Source organism: Nocardia sp. NPDC055002 (assembly GCF_053608825.1).
The window spans coordinates 209,353-235,890 of record NZ_JBSGWE010000006.1 but is presented as its reverse complement, the minus strand read 5'-3'; the positions used below and the strand labels follow the sequence as shown (position 1 = coordinate 235,890).

At 68.3% G+C, this 26,538-nt stretch carries 30 protein-coding genes; 8 read left to right on the top strand and 22 right to left on the bottom strand.

Annotated elements, in window-relative coordinates; genetic code table 11:
• Positions 1-43: 43 nt before the first annotated feature.
• The gene (locus ACWF99_RS24725; RefSeq protein WP_378655147.1) at positions 44-541 is read left to right on the top strand and encodes a peroxynitrite isomerase; all 498 of its coding nucleotides are present in this window, start codon (positions 44-46) and stop codon (positions 539-541) included.
• Positions 542-807: 266 nt separating this feature from the next.
• On the top strand, positions 808-1,011 hold the full coding sequence (locus ACWF99_RS24720) for a hypothetical protein (RefSeq protein WP_378626405.1): 204 nt from the start codon (positions 808-810) through the stop codon (positions 1,009-1,011).
• A gap of 52 nt (positions 1,012-1,063) precedes the next feature.
• Here the strand turns inward: ACWF99_RS24720 and ACWF99_RS24715 are convergent, their stop codons facing one another.
• The 5 genes from ACWF99_RS24715 to dxr all read right to left on the bottom strand — a co-directional run bounded on the left by ACWF99_RS24715 (position 1,064) and on the right by dxr (position 7,659).
• On the bottom strand, positions 1,064-2,854 hold the full coding sequence (locus ACWF99_RS24715; RefSeq protein ID WP_378626403.1) for a penicillin-binding transpeptidase domain-containing protein: 1,791 nt from the start codon (positions 2,852-2,854) through the stop codon (positions 1,064-1,066).
• 56 nt (positions 2,855-2,910) lie between these two features.
• Complete coding sequence (locus tag ACWF99_RS24710; RefSeq protein ID WP_378628249.1) at positions 2,911-3,765, bottom strand: GNAT family N-acetyltransferase; 855 nt, start codon at positions 3,763-3,765, stop codon at positions 2,911-2,913.
• A gap of 87 nt (positions 3,766-3,852) precedes the next feature.
• Complete coding sequence (gene ispG / locus ACWF99_RS24705) at positions 3,853-5,007, bottom strand: flavodoxin-dependent (E)-4-hydroxy-3-methylbut-2-enyl-diphosphate synthase (protein WP_378626402.1); 1,155 nt, start codon at positions 5,005-5,007, stop codon at positions 3,853-3,855.
• 114 nt (positions 5,008-5,121) lie between these two features.
• Positions 5,122-6,318: a M50 family metallopeptidase gene (locus ACWF99_RS24700; protein WP_378626401.1), complete on the bottom strand. Its 1,197-nt coding sequence runs from the start codon at positions 6,316-6,318 to the stop codon at positions 5,122-5,124.
• Between the two features lie 147 nt (positions 6,319-6,465).
• Positions 6,466-7,659: a 1-deoxy-D-xylulose-5-phosphate reductoisomerase gene (gene dxr, locus ACWF99_RS24695; protein WP_378626400.1), complete on the bottom strand. Its 1,194-nt coding sequence runs from the start codon at positions 7,657-7,659 to the stop codon at positions 6,466-6,468.
• 95 nt (positions 7,660-7,754) lie between these two features.
• Here dxr and ACWF99_RS24690 point away from each other — a divergent pair, with 95 nt between their 5' ends.
• Positions 7,755-8,024: a DUF2631 domain-containing protein gene (locus tag ACWF99_RS24690; protein ID WP_378626399.1), complete on the top strand. Its 270-nt coding sequence runs from the start codon at positions 7,755-7,757 to the stop codon at positions 8,022-8,024.
• Positions 8,025-8,087: 63 nt separating this feature from the next.
• Here the strand turns inward: ACWF99_RS24690 and ACWF99_RS24685 are convergent, their stop codons facing one another.
• The 4 genes from ACWF99_RS24685 to ACWF99_RS24670 all read right to left on the bottom strand — a co-directional run bounded on the left by ACWF99_RS24685 (position 8,088) and on the right by ACWF99_RS24670 (position 11,383).
• Entirely contained in the window at positions 8,088-9,050 is a 963-nt protein-coding gene (locus ACWF99_RS24685) for a LysR family transcriptional regulator (RefSeq protein WP_452537508.1), read from the bottom strand.
• Between the two features lie 43 nt (positions 9,051-9,093).
• Complete coding sequence (locus ACWF99_RS24680) at positions 9,094-10,233, bottom strand: serine/threonine-protein kinase (protein WP_378626396.1); 1,140 nt, start codon at positions 10,231-10,233, stop codon at positions 9,094-9,096.
• Between the two features lie 93 nt (positions 10,234-10,326).
• Positions 10,327-10,908 carry a hypothetical protein gene (locus ACWF99_RS24675; RefSeq protein ID WP_378626395.1) on the bottom strand — a complete coding sequence of 194 codons (582 nt, stop codon included), beginning with the start codon at positions 10,906-10,908 and terminating at the stop codon, positions 10,327-10,329.
• 52 nt (positions 10,909-10,960) lie between these two features.
• Positions 10,961-11,383 carry an uL11 family ribosomal protein gene (locus ACWF99_RS24670; RefSeq protein ID WP_452537507.1) on the bottom strand — a complete coding sequence of 141 codons (423 nt, stop codon included), beginning with the start codon at positions 11,381-11,383 and terminating at the stop codon, positions 10,961-10,963.
• Between the two features lie 115 nt (positions 11,384-11,498).
• On the opposite strand from ACWF99_RS24670, the gene ACWF99_RS24665 reads away from it, so the two are divergent.
• Positions 11,499-12,302, top strand: a complete 804-nt coding sequence (locus tag ACWF99_RS24665) for a transglutaminase-like domain-containing protein (RefSeq protein ID WP_452537506.1) — start codon at positions 11,499-11,501, stop codon at positions 12,300-12,302.
• A 44-nt stretch (positions 12,303-12,346) separates the two neighbouring features.
• On the opposite strand, the gene rlmN is transcribed toward ACWF99_RS24665, so the two are convergent.
• Positions 12,347-13,456, bottom strand: a complete 1,110-nt coding sequence (gene rlmN / locus ACWF99_RS24660) for a 23S rRNA (adenine(2503)-C(2))-methyltransferase RlmN (RefSeq protein ID WP_378626392.1) — start codon at positions 13,454-13,456, stop codon at positions 12,347-12,349.
• A 101-nt stretch (positions 13,457-13,557) separates the two neighbouring features.
• On the opposite strand from rlmN, the gene ACWF99_RS24655 reads away from it, so the two are divergent.
• A complete protein-coding gene (locus ACWF99_RS24655) occupies positions 13,558-13,929 on the top strand; it encodes a LapA family protein (protein WP_452537505.1) in 372 nt (123 codons plus the stop codon).
• Between the two features lie 3 nt (positions 13,930-13,932).
• On the opposite strand, the gene ACWF99_RS24650 is transcribed toward ACWF99_RS24655, so the two are convergent.
• The 5 genes from ACWF99_RS24650 to rpsB all read right to left on the bottom strand — a co-directional run bounded on the left by ACWF99_RS24650 (position 13,933) and on the right by rpsB (position 18,394).
• Complete coding sequence (locus ACWF99_RS24650; RefSeq protein WP_378628247.1) at positions 13,933-14,811, bottom strand: phosphatidate cytidylyltransferase; 879 nt, start codon at positions 14,809-14,811, stop codon at positions 13,933-13,935.
• Positions 14,812-14,922: 111 nt separating this feature from the next.
• Complete coding sequence (gene frr / locus ACWF99_RS24645) at positions 14,923-15,480, bottom strand: ribosome recycling factor (protein ID WP_101468579.1); 558 nt, start codon at positions 15,478-15,480, stop codon at positions 14,923-14,925.
• 49 nt (positions 15,481-15,529) lie between these two features.
• A complete protein-coding gene (gene pyrH / locus ACWF99_RS24640; protein WP_378607015.1) occupies positions 15,530-16,258 on the bottom strand; it encodes a UMP kinase in 729 nt (242 codons plus the stop codon).
• Positions 16,259-16,426: 168 nt separating this feature from the next.
• Entirely contained in the window at positions 16,427-17,251 is an 825-nt protein-coding gene (gene tsf, locus ACWF99_RS24635; RefSeq protein WP_358105503.1) for a translation elongation factor Ts, read from the bottom strand.
• A 252-nt stretch (positions 17,252-17,503) separates the two neighbouring features.
• The gene (gene rpsB, locus ACWF99_RS24630; protein ID WP_062989975.1) at positions 17,504-18,394 is read right to left on the bottom strand and encodes a 30S ribosomal protein S2; all 891 of its coding nucleotides are present in this window, start codon (positions 18,392-18,394) and stop codon (positions 17,504-17,506) included.
• 416 nt (positions 18,395-18,810) lie between these two features.
• Here rpsB and ACWF99_RS24625 point away from each other — a divergent pair, with 416 nt between their 5' ends.
• The 3 genes from ACWF99_RS24625 (at position 18,811) to ACWF99_RS24615 (ending at position 20,768) form a co-directional block, all read left to right on the top strand.
• Positions 18,811-19,548 carry a hypothetical protein gene (locus ACWF99_RS24625; protein WP_452537504.1) on the top strand — a complete coding sequence of 246 codons (738 nt, stop codon included), beginning with the start codon at positions 18,811-18,813 and terminating at the stop codon, positions 19,546-19,548.
• Positions 19,549-19,651: 103 nt separating this feature from the next.
• Positions 19,652-20,194: a M23 family metallopeptidase gene (locus tag ACWF99_RS24620; RefSeq protein WP_452537503.1), complete on the top strand. Its 543-nt coding sequence runs from the start codon at positions 19,652-19,654 to the stop codon at positions 20,192-20,194.
• Positions 20,195-20,255: 61 nt separating this feature from the next.
• Positions 20,256-20,768, top strand: a complete 513-nt coding sequence (locus tag ACWF99_RS24615) for a DUF1990 family protein (protein WP_452537502.1) — start codon at positions 20,256-20,258, stop codon at positions 20,766-20,768.
• Positions 20,769-20,799: 31 nt separating this feature from the next.
• Here ACWF99_RS24615 and ACWF99_RS24610 read toward each other — a convergent pair whose 3' ends face one another.
• From ACWF99_RS24610 to ACWF99_RS24580, 7 genes are all read right to left on the bottom strand, one after another.
• Complete coding sequence (locus tag ACWF99_RS24610; protein ID WP_378655116.1) at positions 20,800-21,141, bottom strand: GatB/YqeY domain-containing protein; 342 nt, start codon at positions 21,139-21,141, stop codon at positions 20,800-20,802.
• Between the two features lie 62 nt (positions 21,142-21,203).
• Positions 21,204-21,503 carry a DUF202 domain-containing protein gene (locus tag ACWF99_RS24605; RefSeq protein ID WP_452537501.1) on the bottom strand — a complete coding sequence of 100 codons (300 nt, stop codon included), beginning with the start codon at positions 21,501-21,503 and terminating at the stop codon, positions 21,204-21,206.
• Complete coding sequence (locus ACWF99_RS24600; RefSeq protein ID WP_452537500.1) at positions 21,500-21,865, bottom strand: YidH family protein; 366 nt, start codon at positions 21,863-21,865, stop codon at positions 21,500-21,502. The genes ACWF99_RS24605 and ACWF99_RS24600 overlap by 4 nt, the downstream gene beginning before the upstream one ends.
• Before the next feature lie 412 nt (positions 21,866-22,277).
• Positions 22,278-23,201, bottom strand: coding sequence for a tyrosine recombinase XerC (locus tag ACWF99_RS24595; RefSeq protein WP_378626382.1), 924 nt, complete (start codon positions 23,199-23,201; stop codon positions 22,278-22,280).
• 222 nt (positions 23,202-23,423) lie between these two features.
• Positions 23,424-24,605 (bottom strand): DNA-processing protein DprA, encoded by a 1,182-nt coding sequence (gene dprA, locus ACWF99_RS24590; protein ID WP_452537499.1) that lies wholly within the window; start codon positions 24,603-24,605, stop codon positions 23,424-23,426.
• Positions 24,602-26,110, bottom strand: a complete 1,509-nt coding sequence (locus ACWF99_RS24585) for a YifB family Mg chelatase-like AAA ATPase (protein WP_378626380.1) — start codon at positions 26,108-26,110, stop codon at positions 24,602-24,604. Before ACWF99_RS24585 ends, dprA begins: the two co-directional genes overlap by 4 nt.
• Positions 26,110-26,466, bottom strand: coding sequence for a YraN family protein (locus tag ACWF99_RS24580; protein ID WP_378626379.1), 357 nt, complete (start codon positions 26,464-26,466; stop codon positions 26,110-26,112). Before ACWF99_RS24580 ends, ACWF99_RS24585 begins: the two co-directional genes overlap by 1 nt.
• Between the last annotated feature and the right edge of the window lie 72 nt (positions 26,467-26,538).

Below are 26,538 nucleotides of genomic sequence, written 5' to 3'. Positions count from 1 at the left end.
GTGCCGTGACCGTCGCAGGAAGCACAGGGCTACGCTGTCGGCCGTGGTCGAACCTTCCCCCAACATCGCCCCGCACCCCGACATCGCCGCCCTGGCACCACTACTCGGCACCTGGCGCGGTCGGGGCAGGGGCGAATACCCGACCATCGAATCCTTCGACTACGTCGAGGAGATCACCTTCGGGCACCTGGGCCGGCCGTTCCTCACCTACAAGCAGCGGACCAAGGCAGGCTCCGACGGCAGGCCGCTGCACGCGGAGACCGGCTACCTGCGCAGTCCGGCGCCGGGCCGGGTCGAACTGATACTCGCCCATCCGACCGGAATCACCGAGATCTGCGAGGGCACGATCACCGAAACGGTGGACGGAATTCGTCTGGAATTGAACTCCACGAATATCGGTCTGAGCGAATCGGCAAAGCCGGTTACCGCCGTCGGACGCTCATTCCATGTCACCGGCGACACCATCGAGTACACGCTGCGGATGGCGGCGGTCGGCGAATCTTTGCAGCATCATCTAGCGGCGACTCTGCAACGCGGCTGAGTCACGCGCAATTCGGCGAGTTACCCGAACATAACCTTTGATCAGCGCATTTGCCGGATCGAAACCGATAATTCACCTTTTCATCACGGCCCGGTAGCAGTTGTGTTCGAACACGCCCGCACATAGGGCAACAATTGTGTGTCGCTTGCTGCCGTCGCCTGTTGCCGAAGTAACCGCCGTTCTACGGTGGTGCATCAGCTAATCCTCAGACAATCGAACGACCTGCCCCGCGAACACGTCGAAACCCTGAATGAGGGAGACGAACCATGAGGCGTTCTACTTTGATCTTGACCACAGCGGGGATGATCCTCGGCGGCGCGGCCGCCATCGACGTCCTCGACAGCGCGGCCACCGCCGCACCCGAGCCCGTTGTCAGCTACAACGTGCTGCACGACACGGCGTCATCCCACACCGACAGCACATCGCTCGCGGTGGTGCGGGGTCTGCTGGCGACCGAGAACGCCGACTGACCCGACACCATCACGAGTCCCGTAGTGCCCGCTACCCGTTCGACCGGCGTACTCAGTAGCCGGCGGGTAGTGCGGCGAACATGTCCCGGGTGACGGCCACCGCGTTGTCGGAACTGCCACCCTTCACCAGCAGTGTCGCGAACGCGATATCCCCGCGATAGCCGACGAACCACGAGTGCGATCCACCGTCGACCTCGGCCTCGCCCGTCTTGCCGTACACCTCACCCTGATCCCTGATGCGTTCGGCCGTGCCACCCGTGACCACCATGCGCATCATCGAACGCAGCCCCTCGACCACCTCCGGCGCGATCGCGGGCCGATCGCCGGTGATCTCGGTGGGCCTGCCCGCGATCAGATACGGCACCGGCGCGGCACCGTGCGCGACCGTCGCGGCCATCACGGCCATCCCGAACGGGCTCACCACCACCCGGCCCTGGCCGATGCCGTCTTCGGCGCGCTGGACGAGCCCCTCGGCCTTCGGCACCGACCCGGACACGGTCGGTAGACCTTCGACCTTGTAGTCCTGGCCGACGCCCAGGCGCGCCGCGGCCTCGGTGAGCGCGTCGGGTTCGAGCTTGCTGGCCAGCCTGGCGAAGGTGGTGTTGCACGAGCGTTCATAGGCGGTGGCCATCGGCACTTCACCGACGGTGAACATGTTGTAGTTGGGGATGGTGCGCTCGCCGATGATGGTGCTGCTCGGACAGGCCAGGACGGTGTCGGGCGTGGCCAGCCCGGAGGCCATCGCCGCCGACGCCGTGACCGTCTTGAAGATCGAGCCCGGCGGGTACTGACCGCTGGTGGCCACCGGACCGTCGCGGTCGGCGAACTTGTTCTGGGCCACCGCGAGGATCGCACCGGTCGACGGGCGCAGCACCACCATCATCGCCTGCTCGGTGCGCAGATCGACCGCGTGCTGGGCGGAATTCTGCACGAACCGGTCGATGCTCAGCGCGAACGACGGCGCGGGTTCGGCCGCTTCCTCGTGCAGCACATCGAGATCGGCGCCGTCGGCATTGCGGGTGACCACACTCCAGCCCGCCTTGCCGTCGACCTCGGCGATCACCGTCTTGCGGACCTGGGTGAGCAGGTCGGGCGCGAATTTACGGTCGGTGGGCACCATGTCCCACTCCTGGGTCAGGGTCACGCCGGGCAGGCCGATCAGTTCGCCGCCGATGGTCTCGGCCTCGTACTCGTTGAGCAGGATCACGGTGTGCGCGCCATCGGTCTTGCGCGCCGCGGTGAGGATGGACTGCGGGGTGTAGGCGACGGGGTCGATGCGGCTCAGCGCCGCGGCAAGCGCACCGGCGACGCGGCCGGGGTCGGGAGCGTCGGCCACGGTGAACTTCACCCGCGAGACCTTGCCGGGGACCAGCACATCGCTGCCCGCGGCCTCGTTCACCCTGGCTCGCGGCGCGGGGCGGGTGCGCAACTCCATGCTCTGGGTGTCGCCGAGTTTGGGGTGGATGTCGGCGGAGCTCCAGCGGACCAGCCAGCGCCCGTCACTGCGGCCCATCTGCAATTCGCCGGAATAGGTCCACTGACGACCCTTCGGCAGGGTCCACTCGTAGGTGTAGTCGACCGTCGCGGTGTCACCGTTGACGCGCGCGTCGCCGGTGCGGATCGACAACTTCTCCGCCTGCAACGCCTGCCACGTCGAAGTCAGTGCCGCCGCGGCCTTCTCGGGTGCGGTGGTGAGCGCCGCGGCCGCGGGGAGATCGTGTTCGGCGAATGCCTCGGCGAAGGCGTCGGCGGCGGGCACCGGCCCCTGGGCACCGGAAGAACAGGCCGTCGCCGCGACAGCGAGGGCGGCCACCGCGCATGTGGTGAGCATCCGTGTCCTCATCGGCACCGATGGTAGCGGCGAAAAGCCCCCCGACCTCGGCGCCACGCGCCAAAGTTTCAGTCCAGCAAGACGGTTGCGAAGGTAGCGATCTGACGGAACCCCACCCGGCTGTAGGCGCGGCGGGCGACGCGGTTGTAGTCGTTGACGTAGAGACTCGCCGTACGGCCTGTCGCCACAACAGCATTGGCGACCGAGGCGGTCCCGGCGGTCCCCACACCCGCACCCCGGAATTCGGGATGCACCCATACGCCTTGGATCTGGCCGGTGCGCCGCGACAGCGCGCCGATCTCGGCCTTGTAGACGACCTCACCGTCCTCGAAACGTGCCCAGGCCCTGCCGGATTCGATGAGATTCTTGATCCGCCGCCGATAGCCGCGCCCACCGTCGCCCGTGCGCGGGTCGATGCCGACCTCTTCGATGAACATCGCGATCGCGGCGGTCAGATAGCGGTCGATCTCGTCGGGCCGCACGCGGCGCACTCCCCCGTCGGCGCGCGCGGCGGCCGGCCTGGCCAGTGCCAGCAGGGGCTGATCGGCGCGCAGTTCCCTGGCCGGGCCCCAGCTCGGGAGCAGCATCTCCCACAGCGGGAGTGCGAGTTCCTGCCTGCCGACCACCGAGGAACACACCCGCGGCCAGCGGCCTGCCCGATCGGCGAACGCGCGCAATGCCTGCTGGTCACCGCGCAGCGGCACCAGATTGGCTCCGGAGAAACACAGGGAGTCGGCCGGTCCGCCGCGGCTCCACAGCTCACCGGCACCGGTCCGGGAGTCGATCCCGAATTCCTGCACCCGGGCCGCGATCATGCACGACGCCACCGGGTCGGCGTCGAGGACGCGCAGCACCTCACCGAGATCTCGCACGGCCACCGGGCGCGCGGGAGCGGTTTTGGACCGTCGCGTCGGCTCCAGCAGACTCCGCACGGCACAAGCCTGCCACGAAAGCACGCCGAGCGGTACGGGTCCGCCGAATCCGGCGGATGACCGTGTACGGAGGTCGGTTCAGCTCACAGAGACAACGGGCTCCGCACCCGGCTCCGCGTCCATCTGTTCGGCGATGCGCATCGCCTCTTCGATCAGGGTCTCCACGATCAGATGCTCGGGCACGGTCTTGATGACCTCACCCTTGACGAAGATCTGCCCCTTGCCGTTACCGGAGGCGACACCGAGGTCGGCCTCGCGTGCCTCGCCGGGCCCGTTCACGACGCAGCCCATCACCGCGACGCGCAGCGGCACCTCCAGGCCGTCCAGACCGGCGGCGACCGCGTCGGCCAGGGTGTACACGTCCACCTGGGCGCGTCCACACGACGGGCAGGACACGATCTCGAGCTTGCGCGGGCGCAGGTTCAGCGACTGCAGGATCTGGCCGCCGACCTTGATCTCCTCGGCGGGCGGGGCCGAGAGCGACACGCGGATCGTGTCGCCGATGCCCTCGCTGAGCAGCGCGCCGAAGGCCACCGCGGACTTGATCGTGCCCTGGAACGCCGGGCCCGCTTCGGTGACACCGAGGTGCAGCGGGTAGTCGCTCTGCGCGGCGAGCTGGCGGTAGGCCTCGACCATGATCACCGGGTCGTTGTGCTTGACCGAGATCTTGATGTCGCCGAAGCCGTGCTCCTCGAACAGGCTCGCCTCCCACAGCGCCGACTCGACCAGCGCTTCGGGGGTGGCCTTGCCGTACTTCTCCAGCATCCGCTTGTCCAGAGAACCGGCGTTGACGCCGATGCGGATCGGGATGCCCGCGGCGCCCGCGGCCTTGGCCACCTCGCCGACGCGGCCGTCGAATTCCTTGATGTTGCCCGGGTTGACGCGCACCGCCGCGCAGCCCGCGTCGATGGCGGCGAAGATGTAGCGCGGCTGGAAGTGGATGTCGGCGATCACCGGGATCTGCGACTTCTTCGCGATCGTGGCGAGCGCGTCGGCGTCTTCCTGGCGCGGACAGGCCACCCGCACGATGTCGCAGCCCGAGGCGGTGAGCTCGGCGATCTGCTGCAGCGTGGCGTTGATGTCGTGGGTCTTGGTGGTGGTCATCGACTGCACCGAGATCGGCGAATCGCTACCGACGCCGACATTGCCGACCATCAGCTGGCGGGTCTTGCGCCGGGGTGCGAGAACAGCAGCGGGGGCGGCGGGCATCCCCAATCCGATTGTGCTGGTCACGTTCGGCTGCCTTCTTTCGTACGTTTCGCGGATCGACCTGGGTTGTTGTTGCCGAGCTTAGTCGCGCAGGGTAACGGGGCGCCCTGTGAGGGGCATGACACCGGCCGTCTCACCTCAGGGCAGACGGATCGGGTTGACGATATCGGCGGCCAAGGTCAGCACCATGAACGCACCGCCGATCACTACCGCCACATAGGTCACCGGGAGCAGCTTCAGATAGTCGACCGGACCGGCAGGGGCCTTGCCGAGCCAGCCGCGGACCGTGTTGCGGATCTTCTCGTAGAGCACCACCGCGATATGCCCGCCGTCCAGCGGCAGCAGGGGCAGCAGGTTGAATGCTCCCAGGAAGAAGTTCAAGCTGGCCAGCACCATAATGAACATGCCCCACAGGCCACGTTCGGCGGTCTCGCCACCGATGCGGCTGGCACCGTAGACGCTGACCGGGGTCTCCGGATCGCGCTCGCCGCCGGTGACCGCTTCCCACAGCGCCGACACCTTCTGCGGCATCTTGGCGAGCGACTTCACCGTCTCGACGAAGAAATCACCGGTGAACGAGATGGTGGCCGGGATCGCCGCGATCGGGCCGTACTGCTTCGGCTCGGCGTAGTCGGGGCCGACGCCGACCGCGCTCACCTCACGACTCGCGCCTTCCTTGGGCGAGCGCACGACCCGTTCCGGGGTGACCGGGACCGTCAGCGTGGTGCCGTCGCGTTCGATCGTGTAGGTGAAAGTGCCGGTCTGCTTCTGGGTTTCGGCCTGGAACTGCGCCCAGGTGCTCACCTCGACGCCGTTCACGGCCTTCACCACGTCACCACGCCGCAAACCGGCGCGCTGGGCGGGTCCGTCGCCGGTGCAGGGGGCGAGGGTCTTCTGCGGGGTCTCCTGCGCGACACAGCTCATGGTGCCCAGCGCGGTGGCAGGCGGCTGCTCGAGCTGGGGCAGGCCCCAGCCGATCGCGAGGACCATCAGCAAGACGAACCCGAGCAGGAAGTTCATGCCGATGCCGCCGAACATCACGACGAGGCGCTTCCAGGTCGACTGGCGATACATCGCCCGGTCGACCTCCTCCGGTTCGAGCTCGTCGAGCGCCGTCATGCCCGCGATGTCGCAGAAGCCGCCCAGCGGCAGCGCCTTGAGCCCGTACTCGGTCTCACCGCGACGGAACGAGAACACCTTCGGCCCGAAGCCGATGAAGTAGCGGCGCACCTTCATGCCGGTGGCCTGCGCGGCCCACATGTGCCCGCACTCGTGCAGCGCGATCGAAATCGTGATGCCGAGCGCGAACAGTGCGAACCCCAGCGCGAAAACCATGTGGGCCCTTCTCTTTGGCGGCTGGCGCCGCGTGTTTTCGGCCTCGTCACCCCGAATCCGAGGGGCGATACTGCGCCTGCGGCGTTCCGTCTCGCCCCTCGGATCCGGGGCGGCCGAAAACGTGGTGGTCTCGTTGTGGTCGTCAGGTCAGGACGTTGTTTCACCGTCGATGGTCTTCGCGGCGTACTCCCGTGCCCAGCGGTCGGCCGCGAGGACGTCGTCCAGGGTATCGGGTTCGGCATGCCAGCGGTCGGCGGCCTCTACCGCGCGGGTGACGGTGCGCACAATGGCGGGGAAGGTGATCTTGCCGTCGAGGAATGCTTGGACGGCGACCTCGTTGGCGGCGTTGTAGACCGCGGTGACGCTGCCGCCCGCTTCCCCTGCCTGTCTGGCCAGCCGGACGGCGGGGAAGACCTCGTCGTCGACCGGCTCGAAGGTCCAGGTGGAGGCGGTGCCGAAATCGCAGGCGGCGGCTGCGCCGGGGATGCGGTCGGGCCAGCCCAGCGCCAGGGCGATGGGGAGCTTCATGTCAGGGGGGCTGGCCTGGGCCAGGGTCGAGCCGTCGGTGAAGGTGACCATCGAGTGGACGATCGACTGGGGGTGGACGGTGACGTCGATGCGGTCGTAGGGCACACCGAAGAGCAGGTGCGTCTCGATCAGTTCCAGGCCCTTGTTCACCAGCGAGGCCGAGTTCAGGGTGTTCATCGGGCCCATCGACCAGGTCGGGTGGGTCTTGGCCTCCGCGGGGTTCACCGATTCGAGCATCTCGGTGCTCCAGCCGCGGAACGGTCCACCCGACGCGGTGAGCACGAGCCGGTCGACTTCTTCCGCACGACCGCCGCGCAGGCACTGGGCCAGCGCCGAGTGCTCGGAGTCGACGGGCACGATCTGGCCGGGCGCGGCCGCCCGCGTCACCAGGGAGCCGCCCGCGACCAAGGATTCCTTGTTCGCCAGCGCCAGGCGGGTGCCCGCGTGCAGGGTGGCCAGCGTGGGTTCCAGACCCAGCGAACCCACCAGGGCATTGAGCACGACATCGGCGTCGGTGCGGCGGACCAGTTCGGTCACGGCGTCGGGGCCGCCGAGTGCCAGCCCGAGCGCCTGGGCGGCGGCGGGATCGGCGACGGCGACATTGCGGGTGCCGGTGGCGGTCATCTGCTCGGCGAGCAGGGCGGTGTTGCCGCCGCGTGCCGCCAGCCCGACCACCTCGAAGCGGTCGGGGTTGGCGGCGATCACCTCGAGCGCCTGGGTACCGATCGAACCGGTACTGCCGAGAAGCAGTACCTTCACCCGATCGGTGGACGGGGAACTGGCGTGCGCGGCACGCGTTGCGGGGTGGGACACGGGCCCATTGTGGCAGGGCTGCTGGCTACGACGGACGGTCGTATGCCACGATATGCTCACTCGCCCAACCAGAACTCGAGCCCTTAGGAGCGATCGTGGCAGCCACGGACCTCGATAAAGCCAGCACCGAGCGTGCCGTCGCCACCAGCGTCGACCCCGCCGAGGTGCCCTCGGCAGCATGGGGCTGGAGCGGTGAGTCGCGCAAGACCTTCCGCATCGCGGGTTGGGTCGTCGTCGTGGCCCTGCTCGGGATGACCATCGGCAACCACCAGGGTCATGTCGAGGACATCTTCCTCGTCGGCCTGGCCGGCGTGATGGCGCTCATCCTGGTCGTCGATTCGCTCACCCGGCGGATGCCGAAGTAGTTCTTCGACGACAATACGTCCACGCCTGCGGCAATCACCATGCGCCGCAGGCGTTTTCGTGTGTCAGCGGCCGCGGCGGGCTGGTTTGCGGCCACGCGCGACCGGCTTCTTCGGCGCCGGTTTCTTGGCCGCGGGCTTCTTCGCCGCGGGTTTGCGCGCGGGCGCCGCGGCGCGCTGCTCCGGTTCCGCGACCCCGCCGCGCGAGCTGTTGGCCGAGCGGCCGCGCACGATGCCGACGAACTCCTCGAGCAGATCACTGTCGGTCCCGGCAGGCCATGCCAGCGCGATCTCGGTGAACTCGGTGTCGCTGATCGGGCGGTAGACCAGGTCGCGGCGGTGATGCAGGCGCGCGATCGACTGCGGCATGATCGCCGCGCCACCCACGGCGGCGACCAAGGCGAGAGTGTCGACGGCCTGATCGAGGTCGGCGCCGGCCTGGATCGTCTCGTCGGCCAGATCCGCCGGGCTGATCGTCTCGAGCAGGGACAGCGCGTCGTCTTTCTGCACGACCGCGACCGGCGTCTCCTGCCACAGCGCGATCGCGTTGGTCGCGGTCCGGTCGATGGGCAGCCGGACGAAGCACAGGTCGACTCGCCCCTCGCGCAGCGCCGACTCCTGCTCGCCCTGCGCGACGCCGACGACCTCGAGCGGGTGGTCGGGTAGCCGTTCGCCCCAGATCCGCGCCCACTTCGACACCGTGACCCCCGGCACGAACCCCACCCGCAGGCTCGCGGGCGCGTCGGGCTTCTGCTCCCTTTCGGCCTGCTCGCGCACCCGGATCAGGTCCCTGGCACGCGCGAGCAGCGCGGTGCCGTCGTCGGTGAGCTGGGTCGGCGAAGCGCTCGGCACGAAGACGCGGGTGCCGAGCTCTTCTTCCAGCTCGATCACGGTGGCGCTCAGCGCCTGCCGTGGGATCCGCAGCGCCTTGGCTGCGCGGGCGAAGTGCAACTCCTCGGCGACCGCGACGAAACGACGCAACCGGTCGAGGTCGATGGAGTCGGCGGCGGTGACGTCGAAGTCGCTCATTCTGACCAGAATATGGCACCCGCCGATCGGGTCGACGAGCCGATCAGAGGTTGGCCAGCAGCGCGATCACGCCGGCGATCACGATGACGACGACCAACAGGACCGCGTAGGTGCCCAGCGCCGATCCCCAGCCGCCCCGTTGCGGCGGCGGATTCGGTATCGGCGCCGGTTGCGGCTGCCAATACTGCGGCGTGGGCGCGTACTGCGGCTGAGGCATCCGTGGGGGCATCGGAGCGGGGTTGTACTGCGGGATGGGAGTGCCCGTCGAACTCACCGGGCGCATGGGCTGCATGCCGACGAACGGCTGCGCGTGCGCCCCCGAGGTGGGCCGGGCGATCGGGCGGGCGCCGGTGGTTCCGGTGCGCACCGCCCGTCGGGCGGCGTCGACGAACTCCTCGCACGAGGTGAACCGGTCGGCGGGCCGCTTGGCCAGCGCACGCGCCATCACAGCGTCGAGCACCGGCGGCAGGCCGGCGCGACGCGGGCTGATCGGGGGTGGCGGCGCTTGCAGATGCCCGGTGATGACCGCGGCCGGGCTGGTCGATTCGTACGGCGCGCTGCCGGTCAGCAATGTGTAGAGCGTGCACGCGAGGGAGTACTGGTCGGCGCGGTGATCCAGTGCGGCGCCGGTGAGCTGCTCGGGTGCGGCGTAGGCCAGCGTGGCGGTGAACGATCCGGTCTCGGTGAGATGACCCGAATCGTCGCGCAGCCGTGCGATGCCGAAGTCGGTGAGATACACCCGCTCCTGGCTGCTGGAACGCGCCAGCAGGATGTTGGCGGGCTTGACGTCGCGGTGCAGTACCCCCGCGCGATGCGCGTAGTCGAGCGCGGCGGCGGTCTCACCGATGATCTGCAGCGCCCGGTCCGGCGGCAGGGAATGCGGATCCAGCGAGGAGGCATCGATCCCGTCGATGTACTGCATGCTGATCCACAGCTGATCGCCCTCGACGCCGCGGTCGAACACGGTGACGATATTGGGGTGGTCGAGCTGGGCGACCAGGTCGGCTTCGCGCTCGAACCTGGCCCGGATCTCCTTGTCGGAGAACAACTCCCGATTCAGCAGCTTGAGCGCCGTCCATCGGGGCAGACGCGGGTGCCTGGCCAGATACACCGACCCCATCCCGCCCTGACCCAGCTGCCGGTCGATCGTGTAGCCGGCGAACACCGTCCCGTCAGAAACCACTCTGACCCCCGAATCTCGCTCTTCGTCCGACGGCCTGGACCCTACCAAACGCAGGACCCGCGAATCGGTGCAGTACACCGCCGGGTGGCGGGTTCAACCCAGTGGGAAGCGGGCGATGTCGGCGAGGAGAACAGGCATGTCGGCCTCGACTGTGGTGAAAGCCGAGCCGCGCTGGAATACCAGCACCCACCGTTCTCGCGCGGGATCGCTGAAGGTGGACACCACGGCGGAGCCACTGTATCCACCGTTGTAGGTCTGTTCACGATGGTGGTCGGTCCGCGACCCCGACGACGCGTTTCCTTTGTCACCGGTCTCACCACGAAACCGATTCACGGCCTCGACCGCGTCTGCCGCGGTCGCGAAGGCGTAGAAGAAGTAGTCGGTATCGGCACTTTGCAGGCTGCCGCACGACCATTTCGCGTCTGCCTGCTGAAACGTCAGCTCCCACAAGAGTTCGTTCCGAATCTTCGTGTTCGCGTACGCCGAACACTCGCGGCCTTCGAATCCAGGGCCGTCCGCGAATCCGGTCGGCACCATCTGGGGAAATGCCTGCGACATCGCGGCCAGATCTTTGTGCGCACGCGACCGTTCCAGCATGTCCGATATCCAGGTGCTCTCGTCCTGCCACACCCAGGTGACGGCGCCGCCGATGATCAGTGTGAAGGTCAGCAACACCGCGACAGCTACCCGGCCAAATGGGCGCGAGTACAGGGCACTACACCCCAGCTCACTCCTCCACGCGCACACCCATCGATCGCGCCGTGCCCGCGACGATGCGCATCGCCGCCTCCACATCGGTGGTGTTCAAGTCGGGGAGTTTGCGGATCGCGATGCGGCGCAATTGGTCCCGGCTGATCGCCCCGACCGGCTTGTGCCCGGGCTGCGGGGAGCCGGGGTGGCCGAGAGCCTTGCGGATCAAGGACGCGGTCGGCGGGGTCTTGAGCCGCATCGTCCAGCGTTTGCGGGCGTCGATCGTGATGACGGCCGGAATGATCTCGCCACGTCGATCCGCGGTGGCGGCGTCGTAGCGCCGTTTGACCTCGAAGGGCGCAATGCCGGTCGGACCGAGCATCTTGCCGAGGACCATCAGCGAGGCATTGCCCGCTTCGAGCTCGAGAGTGACTGTGACAGAGGCTGTTTCGCGCGCCATAGTCAACGATCTCGGACGCACGCGTCGATCCGGTCCCACGACGATAACGCCTGGGCCGCAACCCGCTCACGCGGTTCGGTTCGCCTGATCCCGATTCGCCTGTCAGTCTGTGGGCGTGAAACGGGACGTTTCCGCTCGCCTGGAGGTCGCGGTCCATGCCGATTCGGTGTTGCAGTGTCAGATCGCTGTCGCCCGCCAGCCAGGACTCGATCTCATCGAGTCCATGACATGCTCGCTCGACGGCGAGTTCTGCACGCCACGCGAAGTGGTCGGTCCGCACGGTTCCCGGATCCACGTGCTCGACGTGCGCGCGGGCACCCTCCGGATCGACTATCAGGCGACCCTCCTGGGCACCGCCGTCCTCGCGCCGCCTTCCGACTACGACCTCGCGCTGTACCGGCGGCCGAGCCGCTACGCAGAGTCGGACAAGCTGCTGGGCTTCGCGGCGGCCGAATTCGGTTATGGCATCGCCGATCCCGAGGTGGCCAACCGTGTCTCGTCGTGGATCGGCAGACGGATCACCTATGTCTCGGGCAGCAGCACGCCCATCGACGGCGCGGTGGAGACGCTGCTCTCCGGCACCGGAGTCTGCCGCGACTTCTCGCATCTGATGGTCGCGCTGTTGCGCGCCGTCGGCGTCCCCGCCCGGGTCGCCGCGGTCTACGCGCCGGGCTGTGTGCCGATGGACTTCCACGCCGTCTGCGAGGCCTACATCGACGGCGAGTGGCGCACCTACGACCCGACCGGCCTCGCGCCGCGCTCGAGCCTGGTACGCATCGCCACCGGCCGCGACGCCTCAGATATCGCCTTCCTGGACAACCACGGCGGCGACATCACCCTGAACTTCATGTCGGTCAACGCCTTCGTCGCGGGCCCACTCCCCTACGACGACTTCATCGCACCGAGCAGCATCGTCTGAGCTCGGGCACGTCCTCCGAGCCCGTGAACGGCGACGAGCGCCGTCTAACCCTCGGCGGCGAGCTGACCGCAGGCGGCGGCGATCTCCTGGCCGCGGGTGTCGCGCACCGTGCACGACACGCCCTGGGCGATCACGCGGCGCACGAACTCCTTCTCGACCGGCTTGGGGCTGGCATCCCACTCGCTGCCCGGTGTCGGGTTGAGCGGGATCAGGTTCACGTGCACGAGCGGACCGAGCGCCTTGTGCAGTTTCTTGCCCAGCAGGTCCGCACGCCACGGCTGGTCGTTGATATCGCGGATCAACGCGTACTCGATCGACACGCGACGCCCGGACTTGTCGGCGTAATACCGTGCGGCGTCGAGCACTTCGGCGATCGACCAGCGATTGTTCACCGGCACCAGGGTGTCGCGCAGTTCGTCGTCGGGGGTGTGCAGCGACACCGCCAGGCGCACCGACATGTTCTCGTCGGCCAGTTTGCGGATCGCGGGCGCCAGGCCGACCGTCGACACCGTCACCGACCGCTGCGAAATGCCGAGCCCGTCGGGAGCAGGCGAAGTGATCCGGCGAACCGCGTTCACCACCCGCTTGTAGTTGGCCAGCGGCTCGCCCATCCCCATGAACACGATGTTGGACAGCCGGCCCGGACCGCCGTGCACCTCGCCGTCGCGCAAGGACGCCGCGGCGGCACGCACCTGGTCGACGATCTCCGCGGTCGACAGGTTGCGGGTGAGCCCCGCCTGCCCGGTCGCGCAGAACGGACACGCCATCCCGCACCCGGCCTGACTGGAAATGCACAGCGTGTTGCGGTCGGGGTAACGCATCAGCACGCTCTCCAGCAGCGTCCCGTCGTGCGCCTTCCACAGCGTTTTGCGGGTGTCGCCCTCGTCGCACGCGATATTGCGCACCACCGACAGCAGCGGCGGGAACAGCGTCTCGCCGACCTTCGCGCGCACATCGGCGGGCAGGTCGGTCATCAGGGCGGGATCGGACTGCAGGCGGCCGTAGTACTGACGGGCCAGCTGGTCGGCCCGGAACTTCGGCAATCCCAGCTCCTGCACCGCGGCCTTGCGTTCGTCCGAATCGAGATCGGCGAGGTGGCGCGGCGGCATGCCGCGGCGCGGGGCATCGAACACGAGGGGCAGGGAGATGGCCATAGTTTCACCATTGTCCCAAACGCACCGTCGTGGTCACCACGCCGGGCAACGTTATCGACAAGATGCGTGCACGAGCCATAGCAGTCGGCAATGATCGAACTATGAGTACACACGCAGAATCCGGTGCGTCACCGGCCGAACACCACCCGCCGCCGACCGATCTCACCGGCAAGCACAACAAGCCCGCCGAACCGGCGAAGCCTGCTACCACACCGGCTCCGCGCGACGCCGTGCACGGATCGCGCACCGGCTACACCTGGATCGCGTTGCTGGCCGCGGCCCTGCTCGGCATCGTCTTGCTGATCTTCATCATCCAGAATCTCGACAAGGTCCGGACCAACCTGCTGTTCTGGCACTTCGAACTGCCGCTCGGCGTCACCGTGTTGCTGTCGGTGATCGCGGGGGCGCTGGTGATGGGCCTGGTCGGCGGAGTCCGCATCCTGCAACTGCGGCACGCCGCCAAGAGGCCCTGACGATCAGATCAGCGCGCTGAGTACCAGCCAGGAGACGAACGCCGAGGGCAGCATCGAGTCCAGGCGATCCATGATTCCCCCGTGCCCCGGCAGGAGCGTCCCCATGTCCTTGATGCCGAGCTCCCGTTTGATCTGCGACTCGATCAGATCACCGATGGTCGCCACGGCCACCAGGCCGACACCGAGCACCACACCGATCATCGAGTTCGCCTCGAGCAGCAGCGTGACGGTCAGCAGACCGCCGATCACGCTGAACACCAGCGACCCGCAGAACCCCTCCCACGACTTCTTCGGGCTGATCGCGGGCACCATCGGATGCCTGCCGAACAGCACACCGGCGACGTAGCCGCCGACATCGGAGCACACCACCAGGATCATGAAGGTGAGCACCCGTAGATTGCCGTCGGGTTCGAGCAGCAGCAGCGTCGAGAACGCGGCCAGCAACGGAATCCAGGTGAGGGTGAACACCGCGATCGCGGTGTCACGCAGGAAGTTCTTCGGCGCGGTACTGAGGCCGTGGTCGAACAGACGCCACACCATGCACACCAGCGCGGTGGCGGCGAACGCGCCGAGCACCCCGCTCGCCCCCCACGGCCAGCCCAGCCAGAACACCGCCTGACCGCCCACCAGCAGCGGAATCCGCGGCACCAGCACATCGGCTTCGCGCAGCCGCTTGGTGACCTCCCAGGTCGCCACGCCGACGCCGATGCCCGCGACCGCGATGAACACCTTCGGGACGAACAACAGGATCGCGATCAACGACAGCCCGAGCGTCAGCCCGACTGCCAGTGCCGCGGGCAGATTGCGCCCGGCCCGTGAGGTCGGGGCGGGCGGCTGCTCGTCCTGCGGCGCGGCCGCGGTCTCCTCGACCTTGTCCGGCATGGGATCCGGTGCCGCCCCGGTGGCGGCGGCGTCTTCGGCCACGATTGTCCCGTCGCTCAACTCGTCGTTCCGTTCATCCCCCGCACGAGCGGGACTGGCGAGATCTGGCGCTCAGACCTCGAGCAGTTCGGCTTCCTTGTGCTTGACCAGCTCGTCGACCTGGGCCACGTACTTGGCGGTGGTCTTGTCGAGCTCCTTCTCGGCGCGCCCGACCTCGTCCTCACCCGCTTCGCCATCCTTCTGGATGCGACCGAGTTCGTCCATCGCCTTGCGGCGGACGTTGCGAATCGAGACCTTGGCGTCCTCGCCCTTGCTCTTGGCCATCTTGACCATCTCGCGGCGGCGTTCCTCGGTGAGCTGCGGCACCGAGATGCGCAGGATGTCGCCGTTGTTGGTCGGGTTCACGCCCAGGTCGGAGTTGCGGATGGCGTTCTCGATCAGGCCCAGCGAGCTCTGCTCGTAGGGCTTGATCACGACCATGCGCGGCTCGGGCACGGTGATGCTCGAGACCTGGGTGATCGGGGTGAGCGAGCCGTAGTACTCGATCAGCACACGGGTGAACATGCCCGGGTTGGCGCGACCGGTACGGATGCTGCCCAGGTCGTCCTTCGCCACCGTGACGGCCTTGTCCATCTTCTCTTCGGCATCGAAGAGCGCTTCATCAATCACGACCGAATCCTCCACAGCGTCGTCATCGTCATCGTCCGCGGGTGCGGGGTCACGACCGAACCAGGGTGCCGATGGGTTCACCGGCGACCGCGCGGGCAATATTGCCCTTGATCAACAGATTGAACACCAGCATCGGCATCTGGTTGTCCATGCAGAGACTGAAAGCGGTGGCATCGGCCACCTTCAGGCCCTTTTCGATCACTTCCTTGTGGGTGATCTCGGTGAACATGCTCGCATTCGGGTCGACGCGCGGATCGGCGTCGAACACACCGTCGACCGCTTTCGCCATCAGCACCACGTCGGCGCCGATTTCCAGCGCGCGCTGAGCGGCGGTGGTGTCGGTGGAGAAGTAGGGCATGCCCATTCCCGCGCCGAAGATCACGACGCGGCCCTTCTCGAGGTGGCGCTTGGCGCGCAGCGGCAGGTAGGGCTCGGCGACCTGGCCCATGGTAATGGCGGTCTGCACGCGGGTGTCCACACCCTGCTGCTGAAGGAAATCCTGGAGGGCAAGGCTGTTCATCACGGTGCCGAGCATGCCCATATAGTCGGAGCGCGCCCGCTCCATGCCGCGCTCCTCCAGTTCGGCGCCGCGGAAGAAGTTGCCGCCGCCGATCACCACGGCCACCTGCACGCCGGTCTCGACGATCTCGGCGATCTGCTCGGCCACGGTCTGCACGACGTCGGGATCGAGGCCCACCCCGCCACCACCGAACATCTCCCCACCCAGCTTGAGCAGCACCCGGTTGTATCCAGGGCGGTCGTTACCCGGGTCGGTCATGGGTGTCGGTCTCCTTCGGCGAGGTCGAGAGCGGGGCGAGCAGGCGGCATCCATCCTGCCCTATCAGGTTGCGGTCACCCGGAAGTGGGGTCGGTCGATCCATGAGGAAAGCCCCTCCGGCGCGGTATCACACCGCGCCGAAGAGGCTATTCGTGAAGTTCAGGCGGATCAGGCCTGGCCGACCTCGAAACGAGCGAAACGCTTCACGTTCACGCCCGCCTCTTCCAGAAGCGCCTTGACGGTCTTCTTGGAGTCGGTGACGGCGGACTGCTCGAGCAGCACGACGTCCTTGAAGAAGCCGTTGACGCGGCCTTCGGTGATCTTCGCCAGCGCGGCCTCGGGCTTGCCCTCTTCGCGCGCGGTCTCCTCGGCGATGCGACGCTCGTTGTCGACGACATCGGCGGGCACCTCCTCGCGGGTCAGGTACTTGGCCTTGAGCGCGGCGACCTGCATGCCCGCGGCACGCGCGGCGTCGGCAGCGGCGTCGCCGGTGCCTTCGTACTCCACCAGCACGCCGACGGCGGGCGGCAGGTCCGAAGCGCGCTTGTGCAGGTAGGTGGCGACGGGGCCGTCGAAGGACACGACGCGACGCAGTTCCAGCTTCTCGCCGATCTTGGCCGACAGCGCCTGCACGGCGTCGTCAACGGTGCCGTCGGTCAGCTTGAGCGCCTTGAGGGCGTCCAGGTCGGCCGGCTTGGCCGCGGCGGCCGCGGTCACGATGGTGTCGGCCAGCTGCTGGAACTCGGCGTTCTTGGCGACGAAGTCGGTCTCGCAGTTGATCTCGACCATGACGCCGTCCTTGGCGATGACCAGGCCTTCGGCGGTCGCACGCTCGGCGCGCTTGCCGACGTCCTTGGCGCCCTTGATACGCAGCACCTCGACGGCCTTGTCGAAATCGCCGTCGGAGTCGGCCAGCGCGTTCTTGCAGTCCATCATGCCGGAGCCGGTGAGCTCCCGGAGCCGCTTCACATCAGCAGCGGTGTAGTTCGCCATCGGGGGCGAGCCTCCTGTAATTTTTGGCGGCTGGCGCCGCAGGTTTCTCGGCCCTGTGGGCCTCGATCTTCCCTCCCGGCGGGCACTCCTTCGTCGCACCCTCTGGTCAGTCCAGATCGAGGCGGCCGAGAAGCCACGGAAAAGACATCTCGGCCGAGGCCATGCACTTGCTTGTTCGGGTATTACGCCACCTTGCCGACCACATCTGAATTCAGACGGGTCGGCAAGGTGAACAGTGCGCTACCGGTCAGCTCAGAAGTCGGCCGGGGTGTGCTGTGCCGGGTCGGCCTTGACCTCGGCCTCGGCCTCGGCCGGGGTCTCGACGGCCGGGGCCTCGGTCGCGGCAGCGACATCGGCTTCGGCAGCCGGGGTCGCCGAGGACAGGAGCTCCTGCTCCCATTCGGCCAGCGGCTCGCCTGCGCCGGCTTCGGGCTTCGCGTCGCCGGAAGCCTGGCCCGCGCGGGCCTGCACGCCCTCGGCCACCGCGGAAGCGACGACCTTGGTGAGCAGTGCGGCGGAACGGATCGCGTCGTCGTTACCCGGGATCGGGTAGTCGACCAGGTCGGGGTCGCAGTTGGTATCCAGGATCGCGATGACCGGGATGTTCAGCTTGCGCGCCTCGCCGACGGCGATGTGCTCCTTGTTGGTATCGACGATCCAGATGGCCGAGGGAACCTTGGCCATGTCACGGATACCGCCGAGGGTGCGATCCAGCTTGGTCATCTCACGCGTGAGCATGAGGATTTCCTTCTTGGTACGACCCTCGAAGCCACCGGTCTGCTCCATCGCCTCGAGTTCTTTGAGGCGCTGCAGGCGCTTGTGCACGGTGGAGAAGTTGGTGAGCATGCCACCCAGCCAACGCTGGTTGACGTAGGGCATTCCGACGCGCAGCGCCTCGGAAGCGATCGACTCCTGGGCCTGCTTCTTGGTACCGACGAAGAGGACGGTGCCACCGTGGGCGACAGTCTCCTTGACGAACTCGTAGGCCTTGTCGATGAAGGTCAGCGTCTGCTGCAGGTCGATGATGTAGATGCCGTTGCGGTCGGTGAAGATGAACCGCTTCATCTTCGGGTTCCACCGACGAGTCTGGTGGCCGAAGTGCGCGCCGCTGTCGAGCAGCTGCTTCATAGTTACGACAGGCATAGCCTTCGTATCTCTCTTTCGTTGCCGGTTGTCGCGGTCGATCGGCGATCGACTGCCCTGGCGCCACCGAAACCGCCGGACCCGATTCGAAGAATCCGGGACCAGCCGACGATTTCCCTGTTCATCCGCTGGAGAACTCGCGCTGACATGCCCTCGCGGACCGTCTGCATTGCGAGCGACGACCGGATGGACGAGCACGGGTGGCGCGCGAAGTCGGTCCGTGCTGTGCACACGCATTGGCTGCTGAGCACAAACCGCTTGTTCAGTCTACGCGGAGCAGGGCCAGGTCCGAAATCGCCCCTGCGCAACGACCGCCCATTTCGCGGATGAAGTACGCGATATCCACATGCGGGCGAGTTGTCCACATTCTCGAAGTCGTTGTCCCGGTGGGGTTGTCCGGCGTCCAGAGTTGGGGCATGAACACTTTGACACGCACCCTGATCACGACGTTTCCGCTGCTCTGCGCGGCGGGAATCGCTGCCGCACCGGCCGCGGCACACCCCGAGAGCGGCGCTCCGGACGCAGTCCGACCTTCCGCCGCCGACGTCGCGCCGACGCTCTCCCCTCACAGTGGATCATCGTCCATATGCGCCGGAGTGCGCGGGGCTGTCGTCCTGGCCCACCCACCCGAGGGCGTCGGCCAGGTGATTCGCCCGGCGCAGCGTGCGGCCGCGCCCGGCGCTGTGCCGATAGCACCGCCCGTGCCGAATCCTCAGAGCGCGCCGACCTCGCCGGGCAGACCGGCGGCGGACGTAGCCGTCGAAATCAACCTGGGAGCAGCGGTGGCTGTGGAACTCCCGCCGAGGCCGACGCCGGAAGGTGTGCGCAGGAGCGCCGCGCCTGTGCAGCCGCGGGAGCGCCCGTCCGGCCCTGTCTCGTGCGGCCGGGAATCGACCGCGGTTCCGGTGACCGTGCCTCGACGCGAACTCGTTCCCGCACCAGTTCCGGTTCAGGTGACGGTCCACGATCTCGGCTCCGCTCCGGCGCGGCCGCAGGGGATCGATCAGAGTGCGGGGGCTCGGTCGGAGATCGAGATCGTGGTGCGAGCGGGCGGCGGAAGTGGATCAGCGGCCGAACTCCCCGCAGTCCTGCGGGAGATGCTGCGGTCGCTGGCCGGGCAGCAGCGTGTGCCGACACCACGACCTCACCGCTGAGGCCTCGATGTTCGAAAGGTTCCCTGCCGATCGCCCGCGGCCCGACAACACGGCGTGGCCGGGCAGGACCGGTCGCGGTCGGCGGCCGCGCACATCCTCGACGATGCGGCAAGCGGCGCTCCGGACGTGGACGATTCTCGGGCGGGTGCTGGGTGTCGTCTGCCTGGTGGCGATTGTGCTCAGTGGGGCGGTGCCCGCCGAGGCGTCGGAATCGGGGCCGTTCGGTTGGCCGTTGCGGCCGCGGCCGACGGTGGAGCGCCGGTTCGACAAGCCGGAGCGGAATTGGCTGCCGGGGCATCGGGGGGTGGATCTGGCGGGTAGCGCCGGGCAGACGGTGCTGGCGGCGGGGGACGGCATCGTGGTGTTCGCGGGGGAAGTGGCGGGCAAGCCGGTGGTGTCCATCGATCATCCGGGCGGCTTGCGCACCACCTATGAACCGGTGACGGCGAAGGTCGCGGTGGGGAGCCGGGTGGTCAGGGGCACGGCGATCGGCACGCTGGTGGCCGGACACGAGGGGTGTCCGGCCGCCGTGTGCCTGCACTGGGGAGCCCGCCGTGAATCCGGCGCCCACAACCGGCGCGAATACGTCGACCCGCTGGGACTCCTGCACGAGGTGCCGGTCCGGCTGAAACCGTTGGAACCGTGATGTGACGAAACGCTCCGCCACCCCGCCCCCGCGGCAGCCGGTCGCGGACGAGAATCGAGGCGTGTCCGAGAAATCAGCGCCTTTCACCTATCCCGACGTGGGCGCCACCCGCGCCACGATGCCCGACGGGTACCACCGGTTCCGGAATCGACGGCCGATCGGCCACGGCCGCGATCTGTTCGAGCGCGCGGCCACCTACATTCTCGACTTCGGAATTCAGAAGGGCGTCGGCACCTTTCGCGGCGCCGACACCGAAACCGCGCAGCCCGGAACCGAGTTGACGGTCGTTCTCCGCATCGGGCCACTGAACATCAGTGCGCCCTGCCGCGTCGTCTACGTCCTCGACGAACCCGACCGCCGAGGTTTCGCCTACGGCACCCTGCCGGGACACCCCGAGGTCGGCGAGGAACTGTTCGCCGTCGAATACGACCCGACCGACGACACCGTCTACGGCCTGATCACCGCCTTCTCCCGGCCGGGCGCCTGGTACGTCCGTCTCGGCGGACCCGTCGCCCGGCTGATCCAGCGCTGGTTCACCCATCGCTACCTGAACACCTTGCCCACCAGCAACTGACGTCGCGGCCCGGCCGGCACGGGTACGGCGATCAGAGCAGCGCAGCCAGCGTGTCGGCTTCGGCGCTCAACCGATCGCGGCGATCGATCGCGCCGAGTCGGTCGTATTCAGCTGCCGCGCAACGTCTTTCGTCGATCTCTCGACGGACGATCGCTTCGATCTCGACCTCGGTGAGGTCGCGGCGAACAGCCTCGGCCGCACCGAGGCCGACTGGGCTTTCCTCCATGGCGCCGGCTCGTACGTCAGCGGCATCGATCGCCTCCGCGTTGTCGATCGCCGCCAGCGCCGAACGCAGCGCCGTGACCGCACCGAGGTCGCGGGCCTTCATCGCAGGTTTCAAGGCGGCACGCAGCCGCTCACGCAGGGAAGTCACGTCCACCACACTATTTTCTGAGAACGCCCCCAGTGCCGAGTCCGTCGCAGGGCGAGCGCGAGCTACCCGTTGAGCAGTACGGTGACCGCCGCGATGAGGGAGACGGCCGCGACAGCGAGGGTGGTGGTCGCGACGAATCGGTGCGCGGTGCCAGAGTGTCCGCGATCGAGTGCGCGGCCGCGCGACCAGCCGACTCCGGACACGAGCAGGGCGACCGCGGCGGCAGCGAAAGGGACCGGCCATGTCGGCCAACCATCGACAGTCGCCTCGTGCACGAAGAGCAGGGCGCAGCCGGCCGCTCCGAGAGCGGTGCGCCGCCAAGCCAGGGCCGTGCGCTCCATCGCCAGGGTCGGTGCGGTCACGACAGCACGACCGCCACGCAGGCGAGCACGGCGACGATCGCGACACCGGCCGACAACACGGGAACCAGGACCGTTCCGGGCAACGGTCGCCCGGAACGCATCGCGAGATCGACCCGGCGCCAGTGCCGGAAGGCGGCGAGGGCCACGGCCAGCGCCATGATCAGGCAGATCATCGAGATGGCACCGGCGAATCCGGCCAGCCGAGTCGGCTGCACGAGGGTGTGCACCGCGACGCCGCCGGCGAGCAGACCGATCGCGGTCCTGATCCACGCCAGAAACGTCCGCTCGTTAGCGAGGGTGAACCGATAGTCGACATCTTCCTCGCCGTCGTCCGATTCGGCCCCGACCTCGGGCAACGTCACGACCACCACCTCCTGCCCCCATCATGCGCTACCCCGATCCACCCACCGATGATCCGCATGAGCGCGGCGTCGATCGTGTTGTCGCCGCTGATCTGTGCGGCGACAGCGCGGCGCCGATCGTGCGCACTCCATGACAGGGACGTGTGAGGGTTCCCGGCCGTCCGAGGAACCTCCGGAGCGGCACTGTTCCGGGAGCCAACTTCCCCAGACCGGACACGAGAATCGGCACGCTGCGGGCCGACCAAGGTCACCTGCCGACGCGGGGAAAGTGTGAACCCGTTTCAAGGCGACCAGTCGCAGGGGGCGGCCCCTGACCGCTCTAGCCAATCGGCCGCGCACGGGGCCTGGCCGAGAACCCACTCGGCACGATCAGCCATCGAAGGCGGCCGGGCCGAAGACCGACTCGACGCGGTCAGGCGCGGGGGTGGGCTTGGTCGTGGACTCGCTTGAGGCGTTCTACGGAGACGTGGGTGTAGAGCTGGGTGGTCGCCATGCTGGCGTGACCGAGGAGTTCCTGGACGACGCGCAGGTCGGCGCCGCCTTCGAGGAGGTGGGTGGCGGCGCTGTGGCGCAGGCCGTGCGGGCCCATGTCGGGAGCGCCGGGGATCGCGGCGATGACGTCGTGGACGACGGCGCGCGCTTGGCGCTGGTCGAGGCGGCGACCACGCTGGCCGAGGAACAAGGCGCGGCCCGAGTTGCTGTTGACCAGCGAGGGACGGCCGGCCCGGAGCCAGGCCTCGAGCGCCGTGTCGGCCGGACCACCGAACGGTACCGAGCGCTCCTTGTTGCCCTTGCCGAGCACCCGCACCAGGCGGCGCTCCCGGTCGATGTCGTCGAGATCGAGACCGCACAGCTCGCTGACACGAATCCCGGTGGCGTACAACAACTCCACCACCAGCCGATCCCGCAGCGCCATCGGATCCTGCTGCGCCGCCCCGGATTCCGCCGCCACCATGGCCTGTTCGGCCTGACCGCGGCCGAGCACCGCGGGCAACACGCGATGGGCTTTCGGAGCCTGCAGGCGCAGCCCCGGGTCGACACCGAGTCGCCCGGTCTCGGTCAGCCACGCGGTGAAAGTCCTTGCCGCCGATGCCCGCCGAGCCAGGGTCGTCCGGGCCACCCCGGCCGCCGCCAGCTCGGCCAACCACGACCGCAGCAGCGGCAGATCCAGCTCCCGCACCGCCGAATCCGCCGACCGCGCGTACAGATGCTCGAGCAGCGACCGAACATCCCCCAGATACGCGCGCACCGTATGTGCCGACCGATTCCGGCCCAACCGCAGATGCCGTCCGAACTCGGTGAGCAACGCGGTCAGGTCATCGGGCAACACATCCATGACCCAACCGTCACCCTTCCCGGTCCCCCACGCAACCCACCACGCCGCCGAGCCGACCGAACGGTCCGCTGCGCCGAACTGCCCGTCTGCGCACCCGTCGCCGCCCTGCCGGCGAAGCACTCAGTCGCCCTACCACTCGACGATCGCCGCGCAGCCGGGACAGACCCTGCGCTCGCCCGGCCCGCCGATGTCCACACGTCACCCTGCTGGGCGCTCACCACGTCAGCTGGCTCGCCGACCGGAGGTCCGAAACCACCCACCGGAATCGCAGCCGACCAGTTCGGCGAACTCCAGGCTCGGCAGGACCGCTCGAACCGTGGCCAGGTCCAAGCCGGACTGCTGCGACAGTTCGCGAGGTAGACGCGAGCCGATGGTGGGTAGCGCCGCGTAGATCTCAGCTTCAGCACCGCGCAGGTGTCCGGCGGGGTCCGCCGTGCCACCTGCGCTGACGGGGAGACGGAGGGGACCCGCTTCGTCGATGATGTCGTCGGCTCGGGTTACCAGCAGCGCCTCGCCGTCTCTGATCATGCGATGACAGCCTGCCGAGGAGGCCGACCCGACCGGTCCCGGCACAGCCATGGCCGGCCGGCCCAGTCTGCGGGCCCATTTCACGGTGTTGCGAGCGCCACTGCGTAACCCTGCCTCGACCACCAGAACCCCGTCCCCGAGCGTCGCGATCAACCGGTTCCTCGCCAGGAACTGATGTTTCTGCGCCGAGATGCCCGGCGGGTATTCGCTGACGACCAGACCACTTTCGGCGATGGCGGCGAGCAGGCGGTCGTGCTGCGCCGGATAGGGACGATCGACACCGCAGGCCAGGACCGCGACGGTGGTTCCACCGACGGCGAGGGCCGCCCGGTGCGCCGCCGCGTCGATGCCGAAGGCCGCTCCGGAGACGATTGTCCAGCCCCTGCCTGCCAGGTCGCACGCGATCTCGCTCGCCACCTGCAACCCGTATCCACTGCTACACCGCGAACCGACTACCGCGACAGCGCGTTCGGACGCGCTGTGGAGCGAGAGGGGACCCCGCGCCCACAGCACCAGCGGCACAGCCGCCTCGCGATCACGCTCGCTGTCGAGCTGATCGAGTCCGAGCATCCGCCAGCCCGGCCATTCCTCGTCGTCGGGAGTGATCACCCGCCCGCCCAGACGCGCGATCGTCTCCAGATCCGCTGCTGCCGAGTCGATCTCACGCCGCATCGCGGTGGGACCACGCAGTGCCGCGGGCAACTCGTGCTCACGGACAGCACGCGCGGCCTCGCACACCCCGACCGAGGCAATCAAGGCCGACAGTGGCGCACACGGCCCCTGCACCACCCGCGACAGGTACACCCAGGCGAGTCGGCGCTCGTCCGGATCACCGTCGAGGTCCACCACCTCGCCGACCGCACGCGATTCGCTCATTGCGCGCCTCGCTGCCGGAAGTTCAACGACGACATCACATCCTGCACGGTGGGCCGCTCCCCTTCGCGCAGATCGCAGACCGTCCAGGCGACCCGGATGGCCCGGTCGGCGCCACGGGCCGACATGCGCCCCAGCCGTAAGGCCGTCTCGATCGGCGCGATCGCTTCCCGCGGCAACGTGAATCGCTTCCGCAGAATGTGGCCCGGCACTTCGGCATTGGTCGCCCACCCGTCCTCGCTCCACCGCTGCGCCGCGCGGGCTCGCGCCCGGGCCACGCGTTCGGCCACCGTGCTGCTGCTCTCGGCCTGTTCGTCGCCGAACGTCGCACCGGCGTGCCCGTGCATCTGGACCCAGATATCGATGCGGTCGAGCAACGGCCCCGACAGTTTGCCCAGGTAGCGGCGCCGTGCCAGTGGCGCGCAGATGCAGTCCACATCGCGTGCCGGAGCACACGGGCAGGGATTGGCCGCCAAGACGAGCTGAAAGCGGGCCGGGTACCGGGCAACGCCGTCGCGCCGGGCGATGCGCACTTCCCCCTCTTCGAGCGGAGTCCGCAGTGCCTCCAGGACTTTCGTGCCGATCTCGGCGCATTCGTCGAGGAACAGGACCCCGCGATGGGCCCGGCTGACCGCGCCGGGACCGGCCATGCCGGAACCACCGCCGATCATGGCGGTGACCGATGTCGAATGATGCGGCGCGACAAAGGGAGCCACCGTGAGCAACGGCTGCTCGGCCGACAGCGATCCCGCCATCGAATGGATCGCGGTCACTTCCAGCGACTCCGCTTCCGACAGCGGCGGCAGCAACCCCGGAAGACGTTGTGCCAACATCGTTTTGCCGATTCCGGGCGGCCCGGTGAGCAGCAGATGGTGCCCGCCTGCCGCAGCGACCTCCAGCGCCCAGCGGGCCTCGTCCTGCCCGACGACATCGCTGAGGTCACCGCACGGGACCTGTGTCCCCGGCACGACGCCGTCGGGTTCGAGCAGCCGGCCCTCCCCGCGCAGCCACGCCACCACTGCCCGCAGGCTCGTCGCCCCGAGCACCTCGATTCCCTCGACCAGCCCCGCTTCGGCCACCGCCTCGGCGGGCACGACCACCGTGGGCAGCCCGGCCCGACGGGCCGCGATCACCGCGGGCAGCACCCCGCGCACCCGCCGAACCCGCCCGTCGAGCGCCAATTCCCCCAGCAGCACCGTTTTCACCAGCCGCTCGCCGGGCACCGCCCCGGAGGCGTCGAGCACGGAAACCGCCAGTGCGAGGTCGTAGACGCTGCCCACTTTCGGCAGTGTCGCAGGCGAGAGGGCCAGGATCACCCGGCCGTCCGGCCACTTCTCCCCCGTATTGGCCACCGCCGAACGCACCCGATTGCGCGATTCTTGGAGGGCGGTATCGGGCAGACCGACCAGATTCACCGAGGGCAGACCCTGACCTATATCGGCCTCGATCTCCACGAGCTGCCCGTCGACCCCCGTCACAGCGACCGACAGCGCCCGTCCGAGCGCCATCAGAACGCGCCGGTCAGATGTTCGATGACCGGCCCGCGCCCCCGCGGCATCAGAACCGACACGACGTCGAAGCGGATCCGCCGCCACGGCCCGTCCTGTTCGGCCAGCCACAGCAGCGCCAGCCGGCGGATGCGCTGCTGCTTGCTGAAGGTGACCGACTCGGCCGGAGTTCCGAACCCCAGGCCCGACCGCGTCTTCACCTCGACGAACGCGGTGATCGACGGGTCCTGGGCGATCAGGTCCAGCTCACCGTATCGACACCGCCAATTGCGGGCGACGATCTCCATCCCCGACTCGCACAGATACTGCGCGGCCAGCTTCTCCCCGTACGCCCCGAGCGCCTGTTTGTGTGCCATGAGCGAAAGCATGGCCACAGACGCTCACGTGGCTGTCCCCCGCGACCTGGGCAAACAGAAATCCTGTGGATA